The organism is Streptomyces sp. NRRL F-6676 (assembly GCF_000725625.1).
In the GTDB taxonomy this organism is placed as follows: domain Bacteria; phylum Actinomycetota; class Actinomycetes; order Streptomycetales; family Streptomycetaceae; genus Streptomyces.
Map to the genome: position 1 here is coordinate 128,218 of NZ_JOHS01000002.1, position 25,353 is coordinate 153,570.

General features: G+C 73.4%; 17 protein-coding genes and 1 riboswitch. Of the genes, 15 read left to right on the forward strand and 2 right to left on the reverse strand.

The window, feature by feature from the left end; all coding sequences use genetic code 11:
* The first annotated feature begins 2 nt into the window (after positions 1-2).
* From IO29_RS35875 to mfd, 5 genes are all read left to right on the forward strand, one after another.
* Positions 3-3,290 carry an SUKH-4 family immunity protein gene (locus tag IO29_RS35875; RefSeq protein ID WP_030377486.1) on the forward strand — a complete coding sequence of 1,096 codons (3,288 nt, stop codon included), beginning with the start codon at positions 3-5 and terminating at the stop codon, positions 3,288-3,290.
* A 256-nt stretch (positions 3,291-3,546) separates the two neighbouring features.
* On the forward strand, positions 3,547-4,419 hold the full coding sequence (locus IO29_RS02905) for a coiled-coil domain-containing protein (RefSeq protein ID WP_030377487.1): 873 nt from the start codon (positions 3,547-3,549) through the stop codon (positions 4,417-4,419).
* 372 nt (positions 4,420-4,791) lie between these two features.
* Positions 4,792-5,580, forward strand: coding sequence for an ABC transporter ATP-binding protein (locus IO29_RS02910; protein ID WP_030377488.1), 789 nt, complete (start codon positions 4,792-4,794; stop codon positions 5,578-5,580).
* On the forward strand, positions 5,577-8,156 hold the full coding sequence (locus tag IO29_RS02915) for an ABC transporter permease (RefSeq protein ID WP_030377489.1): 2,580 nt from the start codon (positions 5,577-5,579) through the stop codon (positions 8,154-8,156). Before IO29_RS02910 ends, IO29_RS02915 begins: the two co-directional genes overlap by 4 nt.
* Positions 8,157-8,412: 256 nt before the next feature.
* A complete protein-coding gene (gene mfd, locus IO29_RS02920; protein ID WP_030377490.1) occupies positions 8,413-11,943 on the forward strand; it encodes a transcription-repair coupling factor in 3,531 nt (1,176 codons plus the stop codon).
* A 96-nt stretch (positions 11,944-12,039) separates the two neighbouring features.
* Here the strand turns inward: mfd and IO29_RS02925 are convergent, their stop codons facing one another.
* On the reverse strand, positions 12,040-12,225 hold the full coding sequence (locus tag IO29_RS02925; RefSeq protein WP_030377491.1) for an antitoxin: 186 nt from the start codon (positions 12,223-12,225) through the stop codon (positions 12,040-12,042).
* Between the two features lie 171 nt (positions 12,226-12,396).
* On the opposite strand from IO29_RS02925, the gene IO29_RS02930 reads away from it, so the two are divergent.
* On the forward strand, positions 12,397-13,125 hold the full coding sequence (locus tag IO29_RS02930) for an HNH endonuclease family protein (protein ID WP_030377492.1): 729 nt from the start codon (positions 12,397-12,399) through the stop codon (positions 13,123-13,125).
* Positions 13,126-13,199: 74 nt separating this feature from the next.
* Here IO29_RS02930 and IO29_RS02935 read toward each other — a convergent pair whose 3' ends face one another.
* Positions 13,200-13,883 carry an Rv1352/Rv1906c domain-containing protein gene (locus IO29_RS02935; RefSeq protein ID WP_030377493.1) on the reverse strand — a complete coding sequence of 228 codons (684 nt, stop codon included), beginning with the start codon at positions 13,881-13,883 and terminating at the stop codon, positions 13,200-13,202.
* A gap of 211 nt (positions 13,884-14,094) precedes the next feature.
* On the opposite strand from IO29_RS02935, the gene IO29_RS02940 reads away from it, so the two are divergent.
* The 9 genes from IO29_RS02940 to IO29_RS02980 all read left to right on the forward strand — a co-directional run bounded on the left by IO29_RS02940 (position 14,095) and on the right by IO29_RS02980 (position 25,159).
* The gene (locus IO29_RS02940) at positions 14,095-16,122 is read left to right on the forward strand and encodes an N-6 DNA methylase (protein WP_030377494.1); all 2,028 of its coding nucleotides are present in this window, start codon (positions 14,095-14,097) and stop codon (positions 16,120-16,122) included.
* 150 nt (positions 16,123-16,272) lie between these two features.
* Positions 16,273-16,914, forward strand: a complete 642-nt coding sequence (locus tag IO29_RS02945; RefSeq protein ID WP_030377495.1) for a hypothetical protein — start codon at positions 16,273-16,275, stop codon at positions 16,912-16,914.
* Positions 16,915-16,979: 65 nt separating this feature from the next.
* Positions 16,980-18,473, forward strand: a complete 1,494-nt coding sequence (locus IO29_RS02950) for a serine/threonine-protein kinase (RefSeq protein ID WP_267881971.1) — start codon at positions 16,980-16,982, stop codon at positions 18,471-18,473.
* Between the two features lie 111 nt (positions 18,474-18,584).
* The gene (locus IO29_RS02955; protein WP_030377497.1) at positions 18,585-19,421 is read left to right on the forward strand and encodes a glycoside hydrolase domain-containing protein; all 837 of its coding nucleotides are present in this window, start codon (positions 18,585-18,587) and stop codon (positions 19,419-19,421) included.
* Between the two features lie 200 nt (positions 19,422-19,621).
* A complete protein-coding gene (locus IO29_RS02960) occupies positions 19,622-20,263 on the forward strand; it encodes a SurA N-terminal domain-containing protein (protein ID WP_030377498.1) in 642 nt (213 codons plus the stop codon).
* 17 nt (positions 20,264-20,280) lie between these two features.
* The gene (locus tag IO29_RS02965; RefSeq protein WP_030377499.1) at positions 20,281-21,273 is read left to right on the forward strand and encodes a nucleoside triphosphate pyrophosphohydrolase; all 993 of its coding nucleotides are present in this window, start codon (positions 20,281-20,283) and stop codon (positions 21,271-21,273) included.
* Positions 21,274-21,497: 224 nt separating this feature from the next.
* Positions 21,498-22,772, forward strand: a complete 1,275-nt coding sequence (locus IO29_RS02970) for a cytochrome P450 family protein (RefSeq protein ID WP_030377500.1) — start codon at positions 21,498-21,500, stop codon at positions 22,770-22,772.
* Between the two features lie 189 nt (positions 22,773-22,961).
* Complete coding sequence (locus IO29_RS02975) at positions 22,962-23,984, forward strand: LysM peptidoglycan-binding domain-containing protein (protein ID WP_030377501.1); 1,023 nt, start codon at positions 22,962-22,964, stop codon at positions 23,982-23,984.
* Positions 23,985-24,241: 257 nt separating this feature from the next.
* A riboswitch (cyclic di-AMP (ydaO/yuaA leader) is annotated at positions 24,242-24,432 on the forward strand.
* A 4-nt stretch (positions 24,433-24,436) separates the two neighbouring features.
* On the forward strand, positions 24,437-25,159 hold the full coding sequence (locus IO29_RS02980) for a LysM peptidoglycan-binding domain-containing protein (RefSeq protein WP_030377502.1): 723 nt from the start codon (positions 24,437-24,439) through the stop codon (positions 25,157-25,159).
* Positions 25,160-25,353 lie beyond the last annotated feature (194 nt).

Below are 25,353 nucleotides of genomic sequence, written 5' to 3' on the forward strand. Positions count from 1 at the left end.
CGATGGTGACCTACGCGCAGGCGCAGGAGCGCGCCGAGGAGTGGATCAACGGCGACGTGCCGGCGTACCAGCACCGTGAGGTGCGGGTACGGGAGTTCGAGCTCGGGTTCGTGGTGTGGGCGGAGGACCGGGCGGACGGGCCTCGTTCGGACGGGGGCGGGCAGCGGCTGGTGCTCGCGCGGGACAGCGGGGAGGTGACGCTGTGGCCGTCGCTGCCGGTGGGTGAGGTGATCCGCCGGTACGAGGAGGAGTACGGCCGTCCGGACGCGGTCCCGGCGGAGACGCCGGCGGCACCGCCGGCGCGGATGGACCTGAACCAGACGTCGTTTCTGCTGACCCCGCCGGAGTGGCTCCAGGAGGCGGCGGACCGCCTCGGCATCCCGGACCAGCGGAGGGACCGGACGGGGGGCGCGGGCGTGGCCGCCGTGCCCCCGTCCGCGGCGGACGGCCCGCCGGGGGCGGCGGCTGCGCCGCCGGCCGGGGCCGGCGGGGCGTCGGGTGAGCCGGGCGACCCGGGTGGGCTTGGTGCGCCGGGTGCCGACGGTTCCCCGGCGGGGGCTTCGGGGGCCGGTGGCTCCTCGGCTCCGGGTGCCGGGCGCGCGGTGGCCTCGGACGCGCCGGGGGCGCCCGGTGAGGGTGCGCGGTGGCCCGCGCCCGGTGACGTACGGGGCTCGGGCCCGCAGGGCCAACTGCCGGGCGCGCCCCCGGGGGCGACGCCCTGGACGGGTACCGACATCACCGCCGACGGGGACGACGACCGTTCGGTCGCGCTGCCGGCGACGGTGTTCGCCCCGCCGCTGAGCGGGCCGGACGACGGCGACGCCGGGCCGGGACCGGCGGCGGACGCCAAGACCGCGCTGATGTCGGGCGGCAGCGGCCTCCCGCCGACGACGGTGGCTCCCGCGCTGGACACCGCCCCGCAGGGCCCTGGGGCCCCGTCGTCGTACGGGTACCCGGCGCCGGGGGACGCCTCCGGCACCCCGCGGTACGGGTATCCGCCGCAGGCGCCGGCCCCCGCCGGCGACGCCGGGGGCACCCCCGACGCCGCGACGAGCCAGGCGCCGCCGCCCGGGGCTCCGGGCGCACGGCCTGGCGCCGCGCCGGGCGACCCGGCCGCGGCGCAGCCGCCGGGTGTTCCCGGTGCTCTGGGTGCCGGTGTGCCGCAGGCGCCGGGTGGGACGCCCGCCGGTGGTGTGCACCACGTGGCCACCGTGCTCGCCGGTCCGTCGATCGGCGGCCCGGGCGTGCCGCCTCCGCCGGGCGCGCCGGGCGGCCCGGGTGGTCCTGGTGTGCCGCAGGTGCCGGGTGCCCCGGGTGCCGCAGGTGGTCCTGGTGCGCCGAATGCTTCTGGGGGTCCGGCCGGTCCTGGCGTTCCGCCCCCGCCGGGTGGTCCGGGTGCCCCCGGCGGTCATGGTGCGCCGCAGGTGCCGGGCGGGCCGGGTGCCGCGAGTGGTCCTGGTGCGCCGCAGGTGCCGGGCGGGCCGGGTGCTTCTGGCGGCCCGGCGGGTCCTGGCGTTCCGCCTCCGCCGCAGGTGCCGGGTGCCCCCGGCGGTTCTGGTGCGCCGCAGGTGCCGGGTGGCCCTGCCGTACCGCCTCCGCCGGGCGCCCCTGGCGGCCCGGCCGGTCCTGGCGTACCGCCTCCACCGGGTGCTCCCGGTGCTCCCGGTGCTCCGGGCGGTCCTGGGGTGCCCCCGCCGGGCGCCCAGGGGACCCCGGGTGCCCCGGCCGGCCCCGGTGCGCCGCTGCCGTCCGACGGCACGCCCGCCGGTGGTGCGCACCACGCCGCCACCGTGCTCGCCGGTCCGTCCGTCGGCGGGCCCGGGGTTCCGCCCCCGCCGGGTGCTCCGGGGGCGCCGGGTGGTCCTGGCGTCCCGCCCCCGCCGAGCGCGCCGGGCACCCCGGGCGCCCAGCCCGGTCCCGGTGCCCCGCAGGCGCCGGGTGTGCCCGGTGCCGGTGCGCCGCAGCCGCCGGGTGGTACGCCCGCCGGTGGTGTGCACCACGCCGCCACCGTGCTCGCCGGTCCGTCCGTCGGCGGCCCGGGGGTCCCGCCCCCGCCGGCGGCCCCGGGCGCCCCGGGCGGCCCCCGCGCCCCCCAGCCGCCCGGCGCGCCGGGCACCCCCGGCACCCCCGGCGCCGTCCACCACGCCGAGACCGTGCTCGCCGGTCCGTCCATCGGCGGGCCCGGCATGCCGCCGCCCCCGGGTGCCGTGCCGCCCCCGCCGGGCGCCCCGGGCATGCCCGGTGGGCCGGTCGGTGGTCCCGTGCCCGGTGGGCCGGGCGCACCCGGCGGTGCCTACGGTTACCCCCCGCACGGGCAGCCCACCGTCGGGCCCGGGTATCAGGCCGTGCTGCGCTACCGCGCGCAGGACGGGTCGGAGCAGCAGATCATCCGGCGCTCCGCGCCGGGCACCCCGCACCCGGAGTGGCAGATCTTCCACGAGCTGCGCGGTCTGAACGTGCCGCCGGACCAGGTGCTGGAGCTGCACACCGAGCTGGAGTCCTGCCACCTCCCGGGCGCCTACTGCGCCCGGATGATCGGCGAGCAGTGGCCCAACGCCCGGATCACCTCCATCGCCCCGTACGGCACCGACCACGCCTCCCGTCAACAGGGCATGCGGCAACTCCTCGCGCACCAGGGGGAGTTGCACCAGGTCGCGGACGGCCCCGCCCGCCCCGCCCCGGTGCGGGCGCCGATCCCGCCGGTGCCGCCCGCCCCGCCGATCCCCCCGGAGGGCATCGCACAGGAGCTGGCCGCGGCCTTCGGCCCCGGCGTCTTCCGCTTCGACCAGACGGCGGTCTCCCGCCAGGGCGTCCCGCCGGTCGTGGCGCACACGCTGGTCGTGGCGGGGCTCCCGGTCGACATGGGCCCGTTCTTCTGGGCGCAGGCCCAGCCGGGCCGTCCCGTCCCGACGCTGGCGGAGCTGGCGCAGGAGCGCGGGGTGCGCCCGGCCGCCGACGCCGGTTCGTACCTCGTGATGGGCAGCGACTTCGGCAAGGCGCTCTGCGTGCAGTACGGCACGGCGAACATCGTCGCGGTGCCGGTGGAGGCGGGCCCGAACGGGCAGTCCGCACCGCCGCAGTTCGTCAACACGGGGCTGCCGGAGTTCGCGCGCTGCCTCGCCCTCCTCGGGCGGATGTGGCGGCTGCGCTACGGCCTGAACCAGGAGCAGGCGGGCCGCTGGACCGTCGACTTCCAGGCGCAGCTCGCCGCGCTGGACCCGGCGGCGCTGAACTCGCCGGAGAGCTGGTGGTCGGTGCTGCTGGAGCAGATGTGGGACGGCCTGCTGTGAGCTGACCGCACCCCGTCCACACGCGGTTGACGTCGCGTCAGGGCCGGGTGGGGGCGTACGACTCGTGCGCCCCCGCCCGGCCCTTCGTCGTGCCGCCACGCGCCCCTTTGCGACCCTTCTCCCCGGAGTGTCGCGTTGTCCCCGTCTCCGTCCGATCCACCAAGATATGCGCCAGATACGTGCGGAATCATTTCTGATTTCCCGTTCGTCATCTTGTCAGGTGGGTCGGGCGGAGAGGAGTTCCCCAGTGAGCAGCCTGAGCGGTCCGCCGGCGGTGCCGTACGAGTTCGACGTCGTGCGGCGCGGCTACCGTCCCGACCGGGTCGACGCCTTCGTCGGGCACCTCTCGCGGGACCGCGACGCCGCCTGGGAACGGGCGGCGCGGCTGACCGTGCTGGCCCGGGAGATGGACGAGGAGCTGGCGCCGCTGCGGGAGGCGGTGGCCGGCCTGGCCCCGCAGACGTACGAGAGCCTCGGCGAGGGCGCGCGACGGCTGTTCGAGTCCGTGCGCGAGGAGGCCGAGGCCGTACGGGAGTCCGGGCGCCGGGAGGCGGAGCGGCTGGCCGCCGAGGCCGAGGCGGCGGCCCGGCGCATCGCCGAGGCCGCGCGGGCGTACGCCGACGGGGTGCTGGCCGAGGCCGAGGAGCAGGCCGGACGGCGGCTGGCGGCGGCCCGCGCGGAGGCCGACGAGGTGCGGATCGCCGCCCGGCGCGAGGTGAAGGCGGGCCGCGGCGAGTCCCTCGCGGCGATGCGGGAGGCCCGGGAGCGGACCCAGGCGCTGCTGGACGACCGCGAGCGCGAGCGGGCGGAGCGGTTCGCCGAGGTCGACCGGGCCGCCGCCGAGCGGACGGCGGAACTGGACGCGCGCTGCGCGGAACGGACGGCCGAGGCCGAGGCGGGCCTCGCGGAGGCGGAACGGGCGCTGGCCCGGGCGGCGGAGGACGCCGAGCGCGAGGAGGCGGCGGCGCGGACGCGGGCGGAGGAACTGGTGGCCGAGGCCAGGGCCCGCGAGGAGCAGATCGCGCGGGACACGGAGCGGGTGCTGCGGGAGCACGGGGAGCGGTGGGACGACGTACGGGCCCGGATCGACCAGGTCAGGGCCAGCCTGCTGGCGCTCAGGGGAGGGTGAGCGAGGCCCGGGGGGTGGAGCGGTGACTCCACCGACGGGTGGACGGCCCCTAGGGGATCCTCCGTAGTAGGGGTGGGGGCACAGTCGTCCCGGCGGAGGACGAGGAAGGACACCGCTGTTCCTTAGGCTGGCTTTACGCCGCTGGGGAGCGGGCGGGACGTACGGGGGGTCGTACGGACCGCAGGCAAGGGGGTGGGGTTTTCCCCAGGGGAAGAGGGGGCTCGGCACCAGCGCGCCCGAGGGGGCACCGGCGCCAGACTCATGGTCGTACCGCTTCGGGCCACGCACCGCACCGCCCGTCGGTCACCTCACCACCGCACCGCTTCGCGCGTCGCACCGCGCACATTCGCAGACCCATATAGGAGACATACCGTGACATCGGCTGTGACCATTCCCAGGCACGGGGGTACTGGAGGGCGTACGGCCGTTGCCGCGCGGGCGCGGCAGGTCGTGAAGGCGTACGGCTCCGGGGAGACCCGCGTCGTCGCGCTCGACCGCGTCGACGTGGACATCGCCCGCGGCCAGTTCACCGCGATCATGGGCCCCTCGGGGTCCGGCAAGTCCACCCTGATGCACTGCCTCGCCGGTCTCGACACCGTGACCGAGGGTCAGATCTACCTGGACGACACCGAGATAACCGGTCTGAAGGACAAGAAGCTGACGCAGCTGCGCCGGGACCGGATCGGGTTCATCTTCCAGGCGTTCAACCTGCTGCCGACGCTGAACGCGCTGGAGAACATCACGCTGCCCATGGACATCGCGGGCCGCAAGGCGGACAAGGCGTGGCTGAACCGGGTCGTGGAGACCGTCGGCCTGGCCGAGCGGCTCAAGCACCGTCCCAGCCAGCTCTCCGGCGGCCAGCAGCAGCGCGTCGCCGTGGCCCGGGCGCTGGCCGCCCGCCCCGAGATCATCTTCGGTGACGAGCCGACCGGAAACCTGGACTCCCGGGCCGGCGCGGAGGTCCTCGGCTTCCTGCGCACCTCCGTCGACGAGCTGGGCCAGACCATCGTGATGGTCACCCACGACCCGGTGGCGGCCTCGTACGCGGACCGGGTGCTGTACCTCGCCGACGGCCGCATCGTCGACGAGATGCGGCAGCCCACCGCCGAGCAGGTCCTGGACCGCATGAAGGACTTCGACGCCCGGGGGCGCACGTCATGACCGTCCTGAAGACCTCGATGCGCAACTTCTTCGCGCACAAGGGACGCATGGCGCTGTCGGCCGTGGCGGTCCTGCTGTCGGTGGCGTTCGTGTGCGGCACGCTCGTCTTCACCGACACGATGAACACGACGTTCGACAAGCTGTTCGCCGCGACCTCCTCCGACGTGACGGTCTCCCCGAAGGAGGCCTCCGACAGCGGTGAGACCACCTCCGACACCGGGAAGCCGCCGGTCCTGCCGGCCTCCGTGCTGGGCAGGGTGCGCGGCGCGGACGGCGTGAAGTCGGCCGAGGGCACGGTGTTCTCGTCCTCGGTGACCGTCGTCGACGCCGACAAGGACAGCCTGTCGCCCACCAGCGGCGCGCCGACCATCGTCGGCAGCTGGAACGGCAACGACGCCCGCACCATGAAGATCACCGACGGGGCGGCGCCCAAGGGCGCGGACCAGATCATGGTGGACGCCGACACCGCCGACAAGCACCATCTCGAGCTCGGCGACGAGATCTCCGTGATCAGCGCGGTGGGCACGCACCCGGCGAAGATCTCCGGGTTCGCCGCGTTCACCGTCACCAACCCCGGTGCCGCGATCTTCTACTTCGACACCGCGACCGCGCAGAGGACGCTGGTCGGCGAGAGCGGCGTCTACACCACCGTCAACGTGACGGCGGCCGCCGGGGTGAGCGACGCGGCGCTGAAGAAGAACGTCGCGGGCGCGCTCGGCACCGGCTACAAGGTGCAGACCGCCAAGGAGGTCTCCGACGCCAACCAGAACGAGATCGGCAGCTTCCTGGACGTCATGAAGTACGCGATGCTCGGCTTCGCCGGGGTCGCCTTCCTCGTCGGGATCTTCCTGATCATCAACACGTTCTCCATGCTCGTCGCCCAGCGCACCCGGGAGATCGGGCTGATGCGGGCCATCGGCTCCTCGCGCAAGCAGGTCAACCGGTCGGTGCTGGTCGAGGCGCTGCTGCTGGGCGTGTTCGGCTCCGTGCTCGGGGTCGGGGCGGGCGTCGGCATCGCGGTCGGGCTGATGAAGGTCATGGGCGCGGTGGGCATGGAACTGTCCACCGACGACCTGACCGTCGCCTGGACCACGCCGGTGGCCGGGATCGCGCTCGGCGTCATCGTCACCGTCCTCGCCGCGTATCTGCCGGCCCGGCGGGCGGGCAAGGTCTCGCCGATGGCCGCGCTGCGGGACGCCGGGGCCCCGGCGGACGCCCGCGCCGGACGCGTCCGGGCCGTCCTCGGCGTCCTGCTCACCGGCGGCGGCGTGGCGTCGCTGTACGCGGCCGGGTCGGCGGCCAAGGCGACCGAGGGGTCGCTGTGGCTGGGGCTCGGCGTGGTGCTCTCGCTCATCGGCTTCGTCGTCATCGGTCCGCTGCTGGCGAGCGGGGTGGTGCGGGTCCTGGGCGCGGTGCTGCTGCGGATGTTCGGGCCGGTCGGCCGGATGGCCGAGCGCAACGCGCTGCGCAACCCGCGCCGCACGGGGGCGACCGGCGCGGCCCTGATGATCGGGCTCGCCCTGGTGGCCTGCCTGTCGGTGGTCGGCTCCTCGATGGTCGCCTCGGCGACGGACCAGCTCGACAAGACCGTCGGCACGGACTTCATCATCCAGTCCGACAGCGGGCAGCGGATCACGCCCGAGGCGGTGAAGGCCGTCAAGTCGGTGCCGGAGCTGGAGCGGGTCACCGAGTACCGGGTGACGGAGGCGGACTACACCATGCCCGACGGCGCGACCCTCAAGGACACCGCCATCACGGCCGCCGACCCGACGTACGCGCAGGATCTGCGCACCAAGACGGTGGCCGGCGACATCGCCGACGCGTACAAGCCGGACTCGATGTCCGTCCACGAGAAGTTCGCCGAGGACCACGGGATCCACCTCGGCTCGAAGATGAAGGTCGACTTCCACGACGGCGCCACCGCGGCGCTGACCGTGCGGGCCATCACCAGCGACGACGTGGTGATCGACAAGGGCGCGATGTACACGTCCATCGACACCGTGCGCAAGTACGTGCCCGCCAAGCGGATGCCGCTGGACATGCTGCTCTTCGGCACGGCGAAGGACGGGCAGCAGGACGCCGCGTACAAGGCGCTCAAGGCGGAGCTGCACGACTTCCCGCAGTACACGGTCCGCGACCAGACCGACTACAAGCAGGAACTGAAGGACCAGATCGGCCAGCTCCTGAACCTGATCTACGGGCTGCTGGCGCTCGCGATCATCGTGGCGGTCCTCGGCGTGGTCAACACGCTGGCGCTGTCGGTGGTGGAGCGCACGCGGGAGATCGGCCTGATGCGGGCGATCGGCCTCTCGCGGCGACAGCTGCGCCGGATGATCCGCCTGGAGTCGGTCGTGATCGCCCTCTTCGGCGCGCTCCTCGGCCTGGGCCTGGGCATGGGCTGGGGCGCCACGGCCCAGCAGCTCCTGGCCCTGGAGGGCCTGAAGGTCCTGGACATCCCCTGGCCGACGATCACAGGCGTCTTCATCGGCTCGGCGTTCGTGGGCCTCTTCGCGGCCCTGGTCCCGGCGTTCCGCGCGGGCCGGATGAACGTCCTGAACGCGATCGCCACGGAGTAGCCGCCGCCGGTTGTACGGGGGTACGGCGAGCCCGGAGTCGAGAGGTGGCCCTCTGCGACTCCGGGCTCGCCGTTCGGCTGCGGCACCCGGGGACGGGCAGGGCGGGGGCGGCGGGGGCGGGGAAACCGGGCGGTGGCCCCCGTAGGGGCGACGTACCCTGGGAAGGTCCCCCGGCCCGCCCCGCGTGTCGGGTCGTTCGCGTTGCACACCGCCCCCCGCGGCGGCCTCCTCAGCCGGGATGGATGGAAAGTTCTTCATGAGCCTGCACGGTCTGCTCGACGCCGTCGTCAAGGACCCCGCCCTCGCGGAGGCGGTCACCGCCGCCACCGACGGCAACCGCATGCACGTCGACCTCGTCGGCCCGCCCGCCGCGCGCCCCTTCACCGTCGCCGCCCTCGCCCGCGACACCGGCCGGCCCGTCCTCGCCGTCACCGCCACCGGCCGCGAGGCCGAGGACCTCGCCGCCGCGCTGCGCACGCTCCTGCCTCCGCAGGGCGTCGTGGGGTACCCCTCCTGGGAGACCCTCCCGCACGAGCGCCTCAGCCCCCGCAGCGACACCGTCGGCCGCCGCCTCGCCGTCCTGCGCCGCCTCGCGCACCCCCGCACCGACGACCCCGAGACCGGCCCGGTCTCCGTGGTCGTCGCCCCCGTGCGCTCCGTGCTCCAGCCGCAGGTCAAGGGCCTGGGCGACCTCGTCCCGGTGGCGCTGCGCAGCGGCCAGACCGCCGATCTCGGCGAGGTCGTCGCCGCCCTGGCCGCCGCCGCGTACTCCCGCGTCGAGCTGGTGGAGAAGCGCGGCGAGTTCGCCGTTCGCGGCGGCATCCTGGACGTCTTCCCGCCCACCGAGGAACACCCCCTGCGCATCGAGTTCTGGGGCGACGACGTCGAGGAGATCCGCTACTTCAAGGTCGCCGACCAGCGCTCCCTGGAGGTCGCCGAGCACGGCCTGTGGGCGCCCCCCTGCCGCGAACTGCTGCTCACCGACGACGTACGGCAGCGGGCCGCCGCGCTCGCCGAGGAACACCCCGAGCTGGGCGAACTCCTCGGGAAGATCGCCGAGGGCATCGCCGTGGAGGGCATGGAGTCCCTCGCGCCCGTCCTCGTCGACGACATGGAACTCCTGCTCGACGTGCTGCCCAAGGGCACGATGGCCGTCGTCTGCGACCCCGAGCGGGTCCGCACCCGCTCGGCGGACCTGGTGGCGACCTCGCAGGAGTTCCTCCAGGCGTCCTGGGCGGCCACGGCCGGCGGGGGCGAGGCGCCGATCGACGTGGACGCCGCCTCCCTGTGGTCGCTCGCCGACGTCCGGGACCGGGCCCGCGAGCTGGACATGATGTGGTGGTCGGTCTCCCCGTTCGCCGCCGACCTCGACCTGGACGCCGACACCCTCAAGCTCGGCATGCACGCCCCCGAGACCTACCGCGGCGACACCGCGAAGGCGCTCGCCGACACCAAGGGCTGGCTCGCCGACGGCTGGCGCACGGTGTTCGTCACCGAGGGCCAGGGCCCCGCCTCCCGCACGGTCGAGGTGCTCGGCGGCGAGGGCGTCGCGGCCCGGCTCGACGTCGACCTCGGCGAGATCTCCCCGTCCGTCGTCCACGTGGCGTGCGGCTGCATCGACCACGGCTTCGTCGACCCCGCGCTCCGGCTCGCCGTCCTCACCGAGACCGACCTGACCGGGCAGAAAGCGGCCGGCCGCGAGGGCGCCCGGATGCCCGCCCGGCGCCGCAAGACCATCGACCCGCTCACCCTGGAGGCGGGCGACTACATCGTCCACGAGCAGCACGGCGTGGGCCGCTACATCGAGATGGTGCAGCGCACCGTGCAGGGCGCCACCCGCGAGTACCTGGTCGTCGAGTACGCCCCCGCCAAGCGCGGCCAGCCCGGCGACCGCCTCTACATCCCCACCGACCAGCTGGAGCAGATCACCAAGTACGTCGGCGGCGAGGCCCCCACCCTGCACCGGCTCGGCGGCGCCGACTGGACGAAGACCAAGGCGCGCGCCAAGAAGGCGGTCAAGGAGATCGCCGCGGACCTCATCAAGCTGTACAGCGCGCGCATGGCCGCGCCCGGACACGCGTTCGGCGCCGACACGCCCTGGCAGCGCGAGCTGGAGGACGCCTTCCCGTACGCCGAGACCCCGGACCAGCTCACCACAATCGCCGAGGTCAAGGACGACATGGAGAAGTCGGTCCCGATGGACCGGCTGATCTGCGGCGACGTCGGCTACGGCAAGACGGAGATCGCGGTGCGGGCCGCGTTCAAGGCGGTCCAGGACGGCAAGCAGGTTGCCGTCCTCGTCCCCACCACGCTGCTGGTGCAGCAGCACTTCGGCACGTTCTCCGAGCGCTACGCCCAGTTCCCCGTCAGTGTGAAGGCGCTCTCCCGCTTCCAGACGGACACCGAGGCGAAGGCGGTCCTGGAGGGGCTGCGGGAGGGCTCGGTGGACGTCGTCATCGGCACCCACCGGCTGTTCTCCTCCGAGACGAAGTTCAAGGACCTCGGCCTGGTCATCGTCGACGAGGAGCAGCGCTTCGGCGTCGAGCACAAGGAGCAGCTGAAGAAGCTGCGCGCCAACGTCGACGTGCTGACGATGTCCGCGACCCCGATCCCCCGAACCCTGGAGATGGCGGTCACCGGCATCCGCGAGATGTCCACGATCACCACGCCCCCGGAGGAGCGCCACCCGGTGCTCACCTTCGTCGGACCGTACGAGGAGAAGCAGATCGGCGCGGCGATCCGCCGTGAGCTGCTGCGCGAGGGCCAGGTCTTCTACATCCACAACCGGGTGGAGTCCATCGACCGTGCGGCGGCCCGGCTGCGCGAGATCGTCCCCGAGGCGCGCATCGCCACCGCGCACGGGCAGATGTCGGAGCAGGCGCTCGAACAGGTGGTCGTCGACTTCTGGGAGAAGCGGTCCGACGTCCTCGTCTCGACGACGATCGTCGAGTCCGGCATCGACATCTCCAACGCCAACACCCTCATCGTCGAGCGCGGCGACAACTTCGGCCTCAGCCAGCTCCACCAGCTGCGCGGCCGGGTGGGCCGGGGCCGCGAGCGCGGGTACGCCTACTTCCTCTACCCGCCGGAGAAGCCGCTCACGGAGACCGCGCACGAGCGGCTCGCGACGATCGCCCAGCACACCGAGATGGGTGCGGGCATGTACGTGGCGATGAAGGACCTGGAGATCCGCGGCGCCGGCAACCTGCTCGGCGGCGAGCAGTCCGGGCACATCGCGGGCGTCGGCTTCGACCTGTACGTCCGCATGGTCGGCGAGGCGGTCGCGGACTACCGGGCCTCGCTGGAGGGCGGCGTGGAGGAGGAGCCGCCGCTGGAGGTCAAGATCGAGCTCCCGGTCGACGCGCACGTCCCGCACGACTACGCCCCCGGCGAGCGGCTGCGGTTGCAGGCCTACCGGGCGATCGCCTCCGTCAACACGGAGGAGGACGTCGCCTCCGTGCGCGAGGAGCTCGTCGACCGCTACGGCAAGCTGCCGGAGCCGGTGGAGAACCTGCTCCTGGTCGCGGGCCTGCGCATGCTCGCCCGCGCGTGCGGCGTCGGCGAGATCGTCCTCCAGGGCACCAACATCCGCTTCGCCCCGGTGGACCTGCGCGAGTCCCAGGAACTACGCGTCAAGCGCCTCTACCCGGGCGCGGTCCTCAAGCCGGCCACCCACCAGATCCTGATCCCCCGCCCCAAGACGGCCAAGATCGGCGGCAAGCCGCTGGTCGGACGAGAACTGCTGTCGTGGGTGGGCGAGTTCCTGACGTCGGTGCTGGACTCGTAAGAGGGGAGTGTGACGGGGCCGCGCCCGAGGCGAAGGGTCCGCCCGCCAAGGGGAATCCCGAGGCGGACGGACCCGATCGATGTCGTAACCCGCCGGCTACGACTCGTCCCGCTTCATGCCCAGCCGGTCCTCCATCTGCTGCTGGGCCTGATCGACCTGGTCGGTGTACTTCCCGCCGGTCTTGTCGTTCACACGACGCTCCGCCTGGTCCGACATCTTCTCGGACATCTTCCGGCCCTTGCTGCTCTGCGCCGCGCTCTTGAATCGGTCGAAGATACCCATCCAGAGGCTCCTTCCGGAGGAGGGACGTGCAGGTGCCTCACCACCGACGATACGCCCGGCGTGCACCTGTTGCCCGTTGAGTGGTGGTATGCGCATGACACCGCGCTCGCTACGGTGGAAGCGCACGGCTGAACGTGCGCACATCAACGCGGAGCAAGGGGAGGACGTCCCGTGAGGCGATGGAGGGGTGGGGTCGCGGTCGTCGCCCTGGCACTGGCCACCGTGAGCGGCTGCAAGGTGGACGACACGGGGACGGGCTCCCCGGGCCAGCAGCCGAAGGAGACGGCGGCCGCGCACGGCAGCGCCCTCGCCGCCGCCGACGCGCTGACCGTCAAGGGCAGGGCGCCCAAGACCGGTTACAGCAGGGAACGCTTCGGCAGCGCCTGGGCCGACACCGACTCCAACAGCTGCGACACCCGGGACGACATCCTGCGCCGGGACCTGGAGGACGTGAAGTACGGCGACGGGGACTGCAAGGTCGCCTCGGGCGAGCTGGACCCCGACCCGTACAGCGGGAAGGCGGTGACGTTCACCCGGGGCCGCAGCCAGGTGGACATCGACCACCTCGTGGCGCTGTCCGACGCCTGGCAGAAGGGCGCCAAGTACTGGGACCCGGCGAAGCGGATAGCGCTGGCCAATGACCCGCTCAACCTGCTCGCGGTGGGCGCCACGCCCAACCGCAGCAAGGGCGACGGCGACACCGCGACCTGGCTGCCGCCGTACAAGAAGTACCGCTGCACGTATGTCGCCGCGCAGGTCGCGGTGAAGAAGAAGTACGGCCTGTGGGTGACGTCGGCGGAGAAGTCCGCGATGAAGAAGGTCCTCTCGACCTGCCCCGGCCAGAAACTGCCCACCGGCGGCAACCCCACCAAGGCCCCGTCCCGCTTCCACGCCGGCTGACAACGACGCCGGCTGACGACGACGCCGGCCGGCACTGGGGGTGCCGGCCGGCGCCGAGCGGGAGGGAGCCGTCCTCAGCCCGCCTTCTTCCAGTCCGCGCAGCCCGCGGTCTTGAAGTAGGCGTCCCCCGAGCCGATCGTCACGACCGCCGTGCCCGTGACGTTGTCGTTGGCGAGGATGGACTCCATGCCGTGGAGGGCGTCCTTGTCGCGCTCCCAGTAGCACTGGTCGTCGGTGTTGCCGGTCGAGCGGTAGGTGCCCGGGGCGATGTCGACGCCCACGCGGAGCATGCCGCCGTCGCCCTTGAAGCCGGCCGTGGCGGGCTTGCCCTCGGCCTTCGGGTCGACCGTCTCCCAGTCGTGGCAGCCCTCGGACTTGAAGAGCTTGTCGCTCGCCTTGACCGTCACGTAGCTCGAGCCCGTGACGTTGTCGTTGGCCAGGAGCGAGTCCATGTCGCCGGAGGCGTCCTTGGCGCGCTCCCAGTAACACATGTCGTCCGTGTTGCCGGTGGTGCGGTAGGTGCCCGGCTTGACGTCCTTGCCGACCTGATAGGTGCCGTCGCCGCTGAACGCCGCCTTCTTCTCGGCGTCGGCCTTCTTGGCGTCCCCCTTGCCGGAACCGGCACCGGAGTCCTGCTTCGCCGACGCCGACGTGCCCTTGCCGCTGTCGCCGTCGTCGCCCCCGCCGGCGGTCGAGACGACGCCGATGACGACGACTCCGACGACCACACCCAGCGCGATCTTGCCCTTCATGCCCATGGTGATCTTCCTCCCCCTCTGTTGTCCGGACACGGGCGACCGCCCCCCTCCGGCGGTCGCCCGTTGCGGGGTCAATCACAGCAGAGCTTGTGAACCGAGTCAACCAGAATCTCATCAGGGAGTGTGTACACGGCCGTGAATGCCGGTCTTACGGACGCGTCGGTATCATCGGCGCCACAGACGGCCGGAGGCCGAGGAGAGTGGGGGTCTCGTGCAGGACAACGCCACAGAGGTGACCGCCGCCGGTATCGCGCGGCTCGCGGGTGTCGGCCGCGCCGCCGTCAGCAACTGGCGCCGCCGTCACGCGGACTTCCCCAAGCCCGTCGGCGGCACCGAGACCAGCCCCGCCTTCGCCCTCGCCGAGGTCGAGGAATGGCTGCGCGGCCAGGGAAAACTCGCCGAGGTCCCGCTGCGCGAGCGGGTCTGGCAGCAGCTCGCCGGCCACCCGGAGGGCCCCGTCACCGGCCTCCTGCACGCCGGCTGCGTCCTGCTGCTCATTCACGCCCGGCCCACCGTCTGGCTGGAGATCTCCGCCGGCTCCGACGACCGGCTCGCCCGCCTCCTGCCCGGCCACCTCGAACAGGTGCTCACCGCCCGCTTCGGCGCCCTGCGCACCCCCGCCGTCCGCGTCCCCGACGCCGCCGCGCTGCGCCCGTCCGCCCCGCTGCTGCGCTCCACCGTCGACCTCGCCGCCGAACTGGGCGCCCGGCAGACGTACGAGTTCCTGCTCGGCCGGCACCTGGACGCGGGCCCGCGCCAGTACACGCTCACCCCGGCCGGCCTCGCCGCCCTGATGGCCGAGCTGGCCGGGCCCGCCCGCACCGCCCTGGACCCCGCCTGCGGCACCGGCGCCCTGCTGCGCGCCGTCGCCCCCGCGCCCGAGCAGACCCTGTACGGCCAGGACGCCGCCCCCGAACTCGCGGCGCTCACCGCACTGCGGCTCGCCCTGCACGGCCGCGCGGTCGTCCGCGCCGCCGCGGGCGACAGCATCCGGGCGGACGCGTACGACAGCCTCCGGGCCGACGTCGTGCTGTGCCACCCGCCGTTCAACGAGCGCAACTGGGGCCACGAGGAGCTCGCCTACGACCCGCGCTGGGAGTACGGCTTCCCGGCCCGCACCGAGTCCGAACTGGCCTGGGTGCAGCACGCGCTTGCCCGGCTGAAGGACGGCGGCACCGCCGTGCTGCTGATGCCGCCCGCCGCCGCCTCCCGCCGCTCCGGCCGCCGCATCCGCGCCGACCTGCTGCGCCGCGGCACCCTGCGCGCGGTGGTCGCGCTGCCCGTCGGGGCGGCGCCGCCGCACGGCATCCCGCTGCACCTGTGGGTGCTGCGCCGCCCCGACCGGGCGCCCGCCCAGCCGCGGGTGCTGCTCGTGGACACCGGCGCGGCCGCCGCCGAGGGGCGCGGCGGTCCCGACTGGCAGGCGGTGCGCGAGGCCGTCCTGGAGACCTGGCGCGGCTTCGACCGCACCGGCGCCGCCGAGGAGCGGCCCGGCGTCAGCCGCGCGCTGCCCGTCGTCGAACTCCTGGACGACGACGTCGATCTGGCCCCCGCCCGCCATCTGCCGCCGCCCGCCCCGGCCGGCGGCGCCGCACACCTCACCGAGGTCCGCGCGCGCCTCGGCCAGACCCTGCGGCTCACCGCCGACCTCACCCCGCCCGCCGCCGGCAGCGCCGAACCCGCGCGCTGGCCGCTGACCACCGTCGGCGAACTCGCCCGCGGCGGCGCCCTGGTGCTGCGCACCGGGGGCACCGGCGGCCCCCACGCGCGCGTGCTCACCGACCACGACGTCCTCGCCGGCGACGCCCCCTCGGGCACCCTCCCGGACGCCACGGAGGAACCAGTGCTCCTGGCGGCCGGGGACGTCGTCGTCCCGGTGCTCGGCGGCGGCCCGGTCGCCCGCGTCGTCGACGAGGCGACCGCCGGCGCCGCGCTCGGCCGCAATCTCACCCTGCTGCGGCCCGACCCCGCCGCCCTCGACCCCTGGTTCCTCGCCGGGTTCCTGCGCGGCAGCGCCAACCACCGCCAGGCCAGCAGCTATGCCTCCACCTCGGCCCGGCTCGACGTGCGCCGGCTGCAACTGCCCCGGCTGCCACTGGAACAGCAGCGCCCCTACGGCCTACGCTTTCGCGAACTGGCCCGGTTCGAGGCGGAGTTGCGGCAGGCGGGCCGCCTCGGCGCCCAGCTCGTGCGCGGGATGCACGACGGACTGACCGACGGGAGCCTGCTGCCGGAGTGACGGCCCGCCAGGGGGCGCGGGGGAGTGCGAAGCCCATCGGTGGCACAACGGTTACGCGTAACCCGTGACCGGTTGTCCGAGGCGGGTTATACGCTCTGATTCCGCAACCCGTACCGTCCGTCCGTATCCCACCCGGTCCCAGGAGCAGTCATGTACGGCCACGGCATGCAGCCGCCCGCCCGCACCCGGGGCTCGGTCATAGCCATTCGCGTGCTGGTCTTCTTCGGCAGCTTCTTCTCCATCGGCCTGCTCGCCTTCCTGCCGCTGTTCCGCATCGCCGTGCTCAGCCGCCGCTCGCGGGACTGGCTGTTCGCGGTGGTGAGCGTGCCGCTGATCATCACCTGCTTCGCCGTCGTCGGCTCGCTCCCGGAGTCGAACCCGCTCACCGACGTGGGGATCATCGTCCTGCTGCTCCTCGGCGCGGGCAGCGGCACCTACTACATCCTCTTCGACATGCGGCGCAGGCACTCCCCGCTGTACGGACCGGTACCGCAGACCGGCGCGGTGTACCCGCCCGGACCCCGGCAGGGCTACGGCTACCCGGCCCCGCCGCAGCAGCCGTACGCGCCCCGGCCCGTGCCGCCGCAGCCGTACGCCGCCACCCAGGCCGCCCCGGGGCCGGTGCCCGCACCGGCGCCGCAGCCCCCGTACCCCTCCGGTCCCTCGTCCACGCCGGTACCCAGCTCCGCCGAGAGCGCCGCGGGCCGGCCGGGACCGGCCCGGATCGACCAGGTCCGCGCCGAACTGGACGAACTCAGCGACTACCTGCGCAAGCAGGAGGGTGACAGGTGAGTGTGGCCACCCCCGGCACGGGCACCGGCACCGGAACCGGGCGGATCGTCGCCAACCGCTACGAGCTGTCCACCCTCATCGGGCAGGGCGGCATGGGCCAGGTCTGGACGGCGTACGACCGCCGCCTCGACCGGCGGGTGGCGGTCAAACTGCTGCGGCCCGACAAGGTCGCGGGCCAGGAGGCCGACGAACTGCGCCGCCGGTTCGTGCGCGAGTGCCGGGTCACCGCCCAGGTCGACCACCCCGGCCTGGTCACGGTGCACGACGCGGGCAGCGAGGGCGAGGAACTGTTCCTCGTCATGCAGTACGTCGACGGCGCCGACCTCGCCGACCACCTCGCCGAGCACGACCCCTACCCCTGGCAGTGGGTGGCCGCCGTCGCCGCGCAGCTGTGCGCCGTGCTCTCCGCGGTGCACGCCGTGCCGATCATCCACCGGGACCTCAAGCCGCGGAACGTGATGGTCAAGCAGGACGGCACGGTCACCGTGCTCGACCTCGGCGTCGCGCACGTCATGGACACCGACACCACCCGCCTCACCCACACCGGTTCGCCCATCGGCAGCCCCGCCTACATGGCGCCCGAGCAGGCGATGGGCGGCGCGGTGGGCCCGTACACCGATCTGTACGCGCTCGGCGTGCTGATGCACGAACTCCTCAGCGGCAACGTGCCGTTCACCGGCACCACCGCCCTCGGCGTCCTCCACCGCCATCTCTACGAGCCGCCGCTGCCCGTGCGCCGGCTGCGCCCGGAGGTCCCCGAGGCAATGGAGGCGCTGGTGCTGCGGCTGCTCGCCAAGGACCCGATGCACCGGCCCGCCTCCGCGCAGGAGACGTACGAGGCGCTGCTGTCCCTGCTCCCGGCGCGCGGCCTGCCCACCGGCGCCCCGCTCGACCCCACGCGCCCCTTCCTGCGTCCGCACGCCCCCTGGCCGGACCGCGCGCGCACCCCCGCACCCCAGCCGCAGCCCGCCACGTCCGTCGCCGAGAACGTCGAGAAGCCCGATGTCGCGGGCGCCGTCGACGAGGTCAAGCGGCTGCTCGGCGAGGGCCGCATCACCCAGGCCGTCGACATCCTCGGCTCGATCCTCCCGGCCGCCGCCGCCGAGCACGGCGAGCACTCACCCGTCGTCCGCACCCTGCGCAAGCAGTACGCGGCCACGCTCATGGACGACGGGCAGTACCGCCGCGCCCTGCCCGAACTGCGCCGCCTCGCCGACGAACGCGCCGCCGAGGCCGGCCAGGCCGACACCCAGTCGCTGCGGTTCCGCTACGAGGCCGCCCAGTGCCTCGAACAGCTCGGCGAACCCGCCGCGGCGCTCGCCGAGTACCGCGCGCTGCTGCCGTACTACGAGAACAGGTACGTCGGCGGCGACCCCGCGACCGCGCTCGAACTCCGGCGCCGCATCGGACACTTGCTGCTCGCGCTCGGCGACCGCGGCGCCGCGCACGACATCCTGGGCCGCCTCCTGGCCGACGTCGAGCGGCAGCACGGCCCGGGCCACCCCCTGGCCGCGGAGGTCCGCCGGACGCTCCAGTGGCTGGGGCAGGTCCGCGGCTGACGCGAGTCCCGGGCGCCACGGGTCCGCGGCCGACGCCGGACGGCAGTGCGGCAGGCCCCGCACTGACCTGTTATTTTCCCTTCGTTCTGTTACTCAGGGGTGGGGATCGTCATGGTCAGCAGCAGCCGTCACCGGCAGTCCAAGAAGCGCAGATACATCGCCTGGGGCGTGGCCGGCGCCGTCGTCGTCGCGGGGGCGGGGATCGCCGCCCAGACCTCCATGGCCGCCACGACGTGGCCCGCGCAGAAGACCTACACCGGACGCGCGTTCGACACCTGTGCCGCGCCCTCGAAGTCCGCGATGAAGGCCTGGCACACCGGCTTCTACGGTGCCGCCGCCGTCTACGTCGGCGGGAAGAACCGCGGCTGCGCCCAGCCCAACCTCACCGCCTCCTGGGTCACGTCGGTCACGGCGATGGGCTGGAAGCTCATCCCGCTCTACGTCGGCGCCCAGCCGCCCTGCCAGACCGGCTCGAGCCCGGAGAAGCTCACCGCCTCCACCGCCACGTCCCTCGGCGCCAAGGACGCGGCCGACGCCGTCGCCAAGGCGTCCGCGCTCGGCATGAAGAAGGGCAGCCCCGTCTACCTGGACATGGAGCCGTACGACACGGCCGACAAGTCGTGCAACGACGCCGTGCTCACATACGTCCGCTCCTTCGACAAGACGCTGCACGCCAAGACCTACCGGGCCGGCTACTACGGCTTCACCAGCTCCAGCGCCAAGGCCGTCGCCACCGCCAAGGACCGCACGGACCTGCCGGGCAACCTCTGGTACGCGCTGTGGGACAAGAAGAACACCACCACCTCGGACTGGCCCTGGGGCAGGACCCAGTACACCCCGCACAGCCGGGCCCACCAGTACATGGTGAACAGCAAGGAGAAGCGCGGCGCCTACACGATCACGGTCGACCGTGACGCGTGGGACGCGCCGGTGGCGATCACGGGCTGACGGCCGGAGGGCGCCGTGGGCGGGCCGCTCCGGTGCCGTGAGCGGCCCGCCCGTCGTGCGGTTTGCCTCTCGTACGGGCGGGCGGTGCCCGAAGTCGTCGCGAATCGTTGGTCCAATGCCTTGGCCGCAGCCCGGCCACTGCCTACCATCGATCACCGCAAGACCTTGTGCATTGGCGCACAACCTCCGGGAGGCCCCCCTTGCACCGCCGTCGCACCGCGATCGCTCTCAGCGCCGCCCTTCTCGCGGCCCCCGTCCTCACCGCCTGCGGAAGCGACTCGCACCCCGGTGCCGCGGCCGTCGTCGGCGGACAGCGGATCACGGTCGCACAGCTGGAGAACAGGGTGGAGGAGGTGCGCACCGCGCAGCGGGCCGCCACCGGGGACCAGACCCAGTACGCCCAGGAGGTCGCCCGCACCAGCGGCCTCACCCGGGACACCCTGCACACCCTCGTCCTCGACCGGGTCCTGGACCGGGCCGCGAAGGACGCGGGCGTCACGGTCACCGACCGGGACGTGCAGGCGATGCGCACCTCCCTGGAGCAGCAGGCCGGCGGCGCCCAGGAGCTGCGCACGGCCTGGCTGCGGCAGTACGGGGTGGCGCCCGCGCGGCTCGACGAGAGCCTGCGCACGGAGGTGCGGGCGCAGAAGCTGGCCGCGGCCCTCGGCGCCGACATGAACACCAGCACCGGCAAGGCCGTTTTCTGGAAGTCGCTCTCCGACGCCTCCAAGGCGCTCGACGTCGACATCAACCCGCGCTACGGCAGCTGGGACGTGCAGAAGAGCAGCCGGGTCGACGCCAAGACGCCCTGGGTGAAGGACGTGAGCCGGGCCGGGGCCTGACGGGTTACGTTCGGAGGGTGAACGCAACCACTCCCGAGGCCACCGCGGCCGACGCCCCCGGGCGCATAGTCCTGCTCACCACCAGCCACCGGGTCGCCCCCGGGCTGCTGTCCTGGCCCGCCTGGCAGCTGCTGCGCGCGGCCGACCGGGTGCTGTGCGCGGACGGCGCGCATCCGCAGCTGCCGTATCTGCGGGAGGCCGGCGTCGTGGTGGACGAGGCCGCGCCGGACGCCGGTGAACTGGTCGACGCGTGCGCCGGCGGGCGGACGGTGGTCGTCGTCGCGACCGGCGAGGGCGAGCCGCGGCTGACCGACGGGCTGGCCCGGCTGGCCGGCTCCGGCCGGTTCCGGATGCCCGACCTCGAACTGCTCCCCGCCTCCTACGACCTCCCCGGCGCCCGGCTCCTCGACCTCGTCCAGGTCATGGACCGGATCCGGCGCGAGTGCCCGTGGTCCTCGCGGCAGACGCACGAGGGGCTGGCCAAGTACGCGATCGAGGAGGCGTACGAGCTGGTCGAGGCGATCGAGGACGGGAACCGGGGGGAGCTGCGGGAGGAACTGGGGGACGTGCTGCTCCAGGTCGTCTTCCACGCGCGGATCGCGGAGGAGGACGCGGAGGAGCCGTTCTCCGTCGACGACGTCGCCGGGGGGATCGTGGCGAAGCTGATCCACCGGCATCCGCATGTCTTCGGGGAGGAGACGGCGAGTACGCCGGAGGAGGTCAAGGCGCACTGGCTGCGGACGAAGGCGGAGGAGAAGCGGCGGGCCTCGGTGACGGAGGGGGTGCCGGTGGGGCAGCCGGGCCTCGCGCTCGCGGCCAAGCTGGCCTCGCGGGCGCGGACGGCGGGGCTGGCGGTGCCGTTGCCGGTGGGGGAGGGCGTGGGCTACGAGCTCCTCGCCCTCGCGGCGTCGGCGGAGGCGGCCGGCGTGGACCCCGAGGCGGCGCTGCGCGCCGCGGCCCGCACGTACCGCGACGCGATCCGCGCGGCGGAGTCGGGCGCTGGGACCTGACCCCGGGGGCTCCGCCCCGGACCCCCAAAAGATCGCGCAGTTCCCCGCGCCCCTTTCAGGGGCGCGGGACTGTGTCGATTCGCGGCTCCGCCGCGTGGGCGCGAGAAGCCCCACCCACCCGCGCGTCCGGGGTCCAAGGGGCGGAGCCCCTTGAAGGGACGGGACGGGTAGGGGCGGCGGGGGCGAGGAAAGCCCGGGGGGCACCGGGCCGCTAGGGTCGCCCCATGCATGGCGAGCCCTCGCCGCCCCCGGCGGCGCCCACCCTGTTCGACTGGGAGTTCGCGGCGAACCCCTACCCCGCCTACGCCTGGCTCCGCCAACACTCCCCCACCCACCGCACCCGCCTCCCCAGCGGGGTAGAGGCCTGGCTCGTCACCCGCTACGCCGACGCGCGCCGCGCCCTCGCCCACCCCCACCTCTCCAAGAACCCCGCCCACCACGACGAGCCCGCCCACGCCCGCGGCAGAACCGGCATCCCCGGTGAACGCAAGGCCGAGCTGATGACCCATCTGCTCAACATCGACCCCCCGGACCACACCCGCCTGCGCCGCCTCGTCAGCACCGCGTTCACCCCCCGCCGCGTCGCCGAGTTCGCCCCCCGCGTCCAGGAGCTGACGGACCGCCTCATCGACGGCTTCGCCGCCCGGGGCGAGGCCGACCTGATCCACGAGTTCGCCTTCCCGCTCCCCATCTACGCCATCTGCGACCTCCTCGGCGTCCCGCCCGAGGACCAGGACGACTTCCGCGACTGGGCCGGCATGATGATCCGCCACCAAGGGGGCCCCCGCGGCGGCGTCGCCCGCTCCGTCAAGAAGATGCGCGGCTACCTCGCCGAGCTCATCCACCGCAAGCGCGAGGCGCTCCCCGCCGAGCCCGCCCCCGGCGAGGACCTCATCTCCGGCCTCATCCGCGCCTCCGACGAGGGCGAGCACCTCACCGAGAACGAGGCCGCCGCGATGGCGTTCATCCTGCTCTTCGCCGGCTTCGAGACCACCGTCAACCTCATCGGCAACGGCACCCACGCCCTGCTCACCCACCCCGAGCAGCGCACCCGGCTGCACGACTCGCTCGCCGCCGGGGAGCAGGGCCTGCTGGAGACCGGCGTCGAGGAACTGCTGCGCTTCGACGGCCCCGTGGAGCTGGCCACCTGGCGGTTCGCCACCCGCCCGCTGACCCTCGGCGGCCAGGACATCGCCGCCGGCGACGCCGTCCTCGTCGTCCTGGCGGCCGCCGACCGCGACCCGGAACGGTTCGCCGACCCGGACGTGCTCGATCTCACCCGCCGTGACAATCAACACCTGGGATACGGCCACGGCATCCACTACTGTCTCGGTGCGCCGCTCGCCCGCCTGGAGGGCCGGACCGCGCTCGCCACCCTCCTCACCCGCCTGCCGGACCTCCGACTCGCGGTGGATTCCACCGAATTGCGGTGGCGCGGAGGCCTCATCATGCGCGGATTGCGCACGCTGCCCGTGGAGTTCGCACCCGTCCCGAATTGAGGCGGCATCGGTTCCGCGTAAACACGGACGACCAGGCAAAGGTGACAGTTCCTCAGCTCTGTGATCTTCACGTGATCTGCGCTGCATTAACTTGTAACCGGTGTTGCTCTGGCTATACGTTCACGCATCAACAAGGCGGTTCCCATGGCCGCCGCGTTGGGTCACCGCTGTCGCGTGAAAGGCTTCCGCATGCTCTCCGGGAACGGTCGTCACCGTCGCCCCCGTCAGGCTCCGGCCCTCCTCGTCGCGGCCGGCGTGACCGGCTCCGCCATCGCCATCCCCCTGCTCGGTGCCACCGGCGCGAGCGCCGCCAGCGGTACCACCTGGGACCAGGTCGCGGAGTGCGAGAGCGGCGGCTCCTGGAGCGCGGACTCGGGCAACAACCTGTACGGCGGGCTCCAGTTGTCGCAGGACGACTGGAACAACTACGGCGGCCTCGACTACGCGGCCAGCCCGGACAAGGCCAGCCGTTCGCAGCAGATCGCCGTCGCGGAGAAGATCCTCGACGCCGAGGGCGTCGCCGCCTGGCCCACCTGCGGCCCGCTCTCCGGCCTCTCCAAGGACTCCGGTTCCGCGGACGTCGACACGGGTGTCGGCAAGGGCTCCTCGGGCGAGTCCGGTGATTCCGACTCCGGACTCGACCTCGGCCTGGACAACTCGTCCGGTTCGTCCGACTCGTCGTCCTCCTCGTCCGGCTCGTCCGATTCCTCTTCCTCCGGCAAGTCCGCCGGGAATTCCGACGGCACGTCCACCGGGAAGTCCGGCGACGACTCCGACGGAAAGGCGAGCGCGAGCCCGGGCAAGAAGGCCAAGGATTCCTCGGACGACTCCGGCGATTCCCGTTCCGGCGGCGATTCCGCCCGATCCACGGAATCCGGCGACAAGTCCGGCAGTTCGTCGGCCCGAGGGTCGAAGGGGGGCGAGTCGGACCAGTACCGGCAGGGCCCGGCCTCCTCCGCCCTCGTCGACACCGGCAGCGTCGACGGGACGAAGGGTGCCAACACCCTCATCGCCGACGGAACCGGCCGGCACCGCGGCAGCAGCGCCGAGGAGGGCTCCACCTACACGGTCCGCGACGGCGACACCCTCGGCTCCATCGCCGACTCCCTTGGTGTCGACGGCGGCTGGCGGGCCCTCTACGACGACAACAAGGGCGCCATCGGCGGCGACCCGAGCGTCATCCACCCCGGTCAGAGCCTTGTCGTGGAGTAGTTGAGCGGCTGTCGGAAACGTGGGGGACGCTGGGGGAGCAATCGGACGTACGGTGCCGAACTGCATGGAAAACCGGGGGAGTTTGGTCCGTGGATCACCCGTGATGTCCGGTTCGGTGAAAGTGTGGGATGAGTCTCATAAGCCGTGATCGTCTTTGAAATCCGGCGGATCCCGTGTCTACGGTCATCACCGCTCGCCACCGCGGGCCCCGACGGTCGCCACGCCGAATCCTGCCAGTGGCCGTACGGGAACAGTCGTCGCGTCAAGCGCCGTAGGCAGGAGCGGGGGACCCAGGTAAGCGCCGGGTCCGGCAGCCGGGGCCACAGTGTGGCTCCGGGCAGCCGGATACGGCTTGGGGTGAAGTCGTGCGCCGGAAGCGGCACACGACCGGGCAACTCAACCGGCCCGAACCCGACAGCTCACCTCGCAGGCGTCGGTGAGGGGATCTCTCCATGCTGTTTTCCGGCAAGGGCAAGCACCGTCGTCCGTCCAAGGCCACCCGTGTCGTCGCGCTCGCCGGTGTCACCGGTGCCGCCGTCGCCGCCCCGCTGATGGCGGCCGGCAACGCCTCCGCCGCCACGGCCTCCCAGTGGGACGCCGTCGCCCAGTGCGAGTCCGGTGGCAACTGGTCCATCAACACCGGCAACGGGTTCTACGGCGGGTTGCAGTTCACCAACTCCACGTGGGCCGCGTACGGCGGCACCGCGTACGCCGCGCGGGCCGACCTGGCCTCCAAGTCGGCGCAGATAGCCGTCGCCGAGAAGGTCCTCGCGGGCCAGGGCAAGGGTGCCTGGCCGGTGTGCGGCAAGGGGCTGACCGGCGCCGCGTACGACGGTGCGGCCGCGTCGTCGTCGAACGGCTCGTCCTCCAACGGCTCCAGCAGCTCCAGCGGCTCCAGCAGCGCCGGGTCGTCGAGCAGCTCGTCGTCCTCGACCGAGCAGCACGCCTCCCGGTCGCAGGAGCGGCCGGCCGCGAAGAAGACGGTCACCACGCCGACCGGCAAGAAGGTCGAGAAGGGCGACGGCGAGTACAAGGTCGTCAAGGGTGACACGCTGAGCGGGATCGCGGCGGAGCACGACGTCGCGGGCGGCTGGCAGAAGCTGTTCAAGCTGAACGACGACATCGTGGACGACGCGGACGTCATCTACCCCGGCCAGCAGCTCCACCTGAGCTGACGCTCCCCTCTTCACTCCCACCCCCGCCGCGTCTCCCCCGTACGCGGCGGGGGTGGTGTGTGTGGGGTGCGTCGTCGGCTGACGGCTGGTGGGCGCGACAAGCCAGGACGCACCCGCGGTCGCACCCGTACCGTTCGCCCCGCGCTCTCAGGCGCTCCCCTGTGCTTCGCCGCGCTCATTTTGTTCCGTCAGGA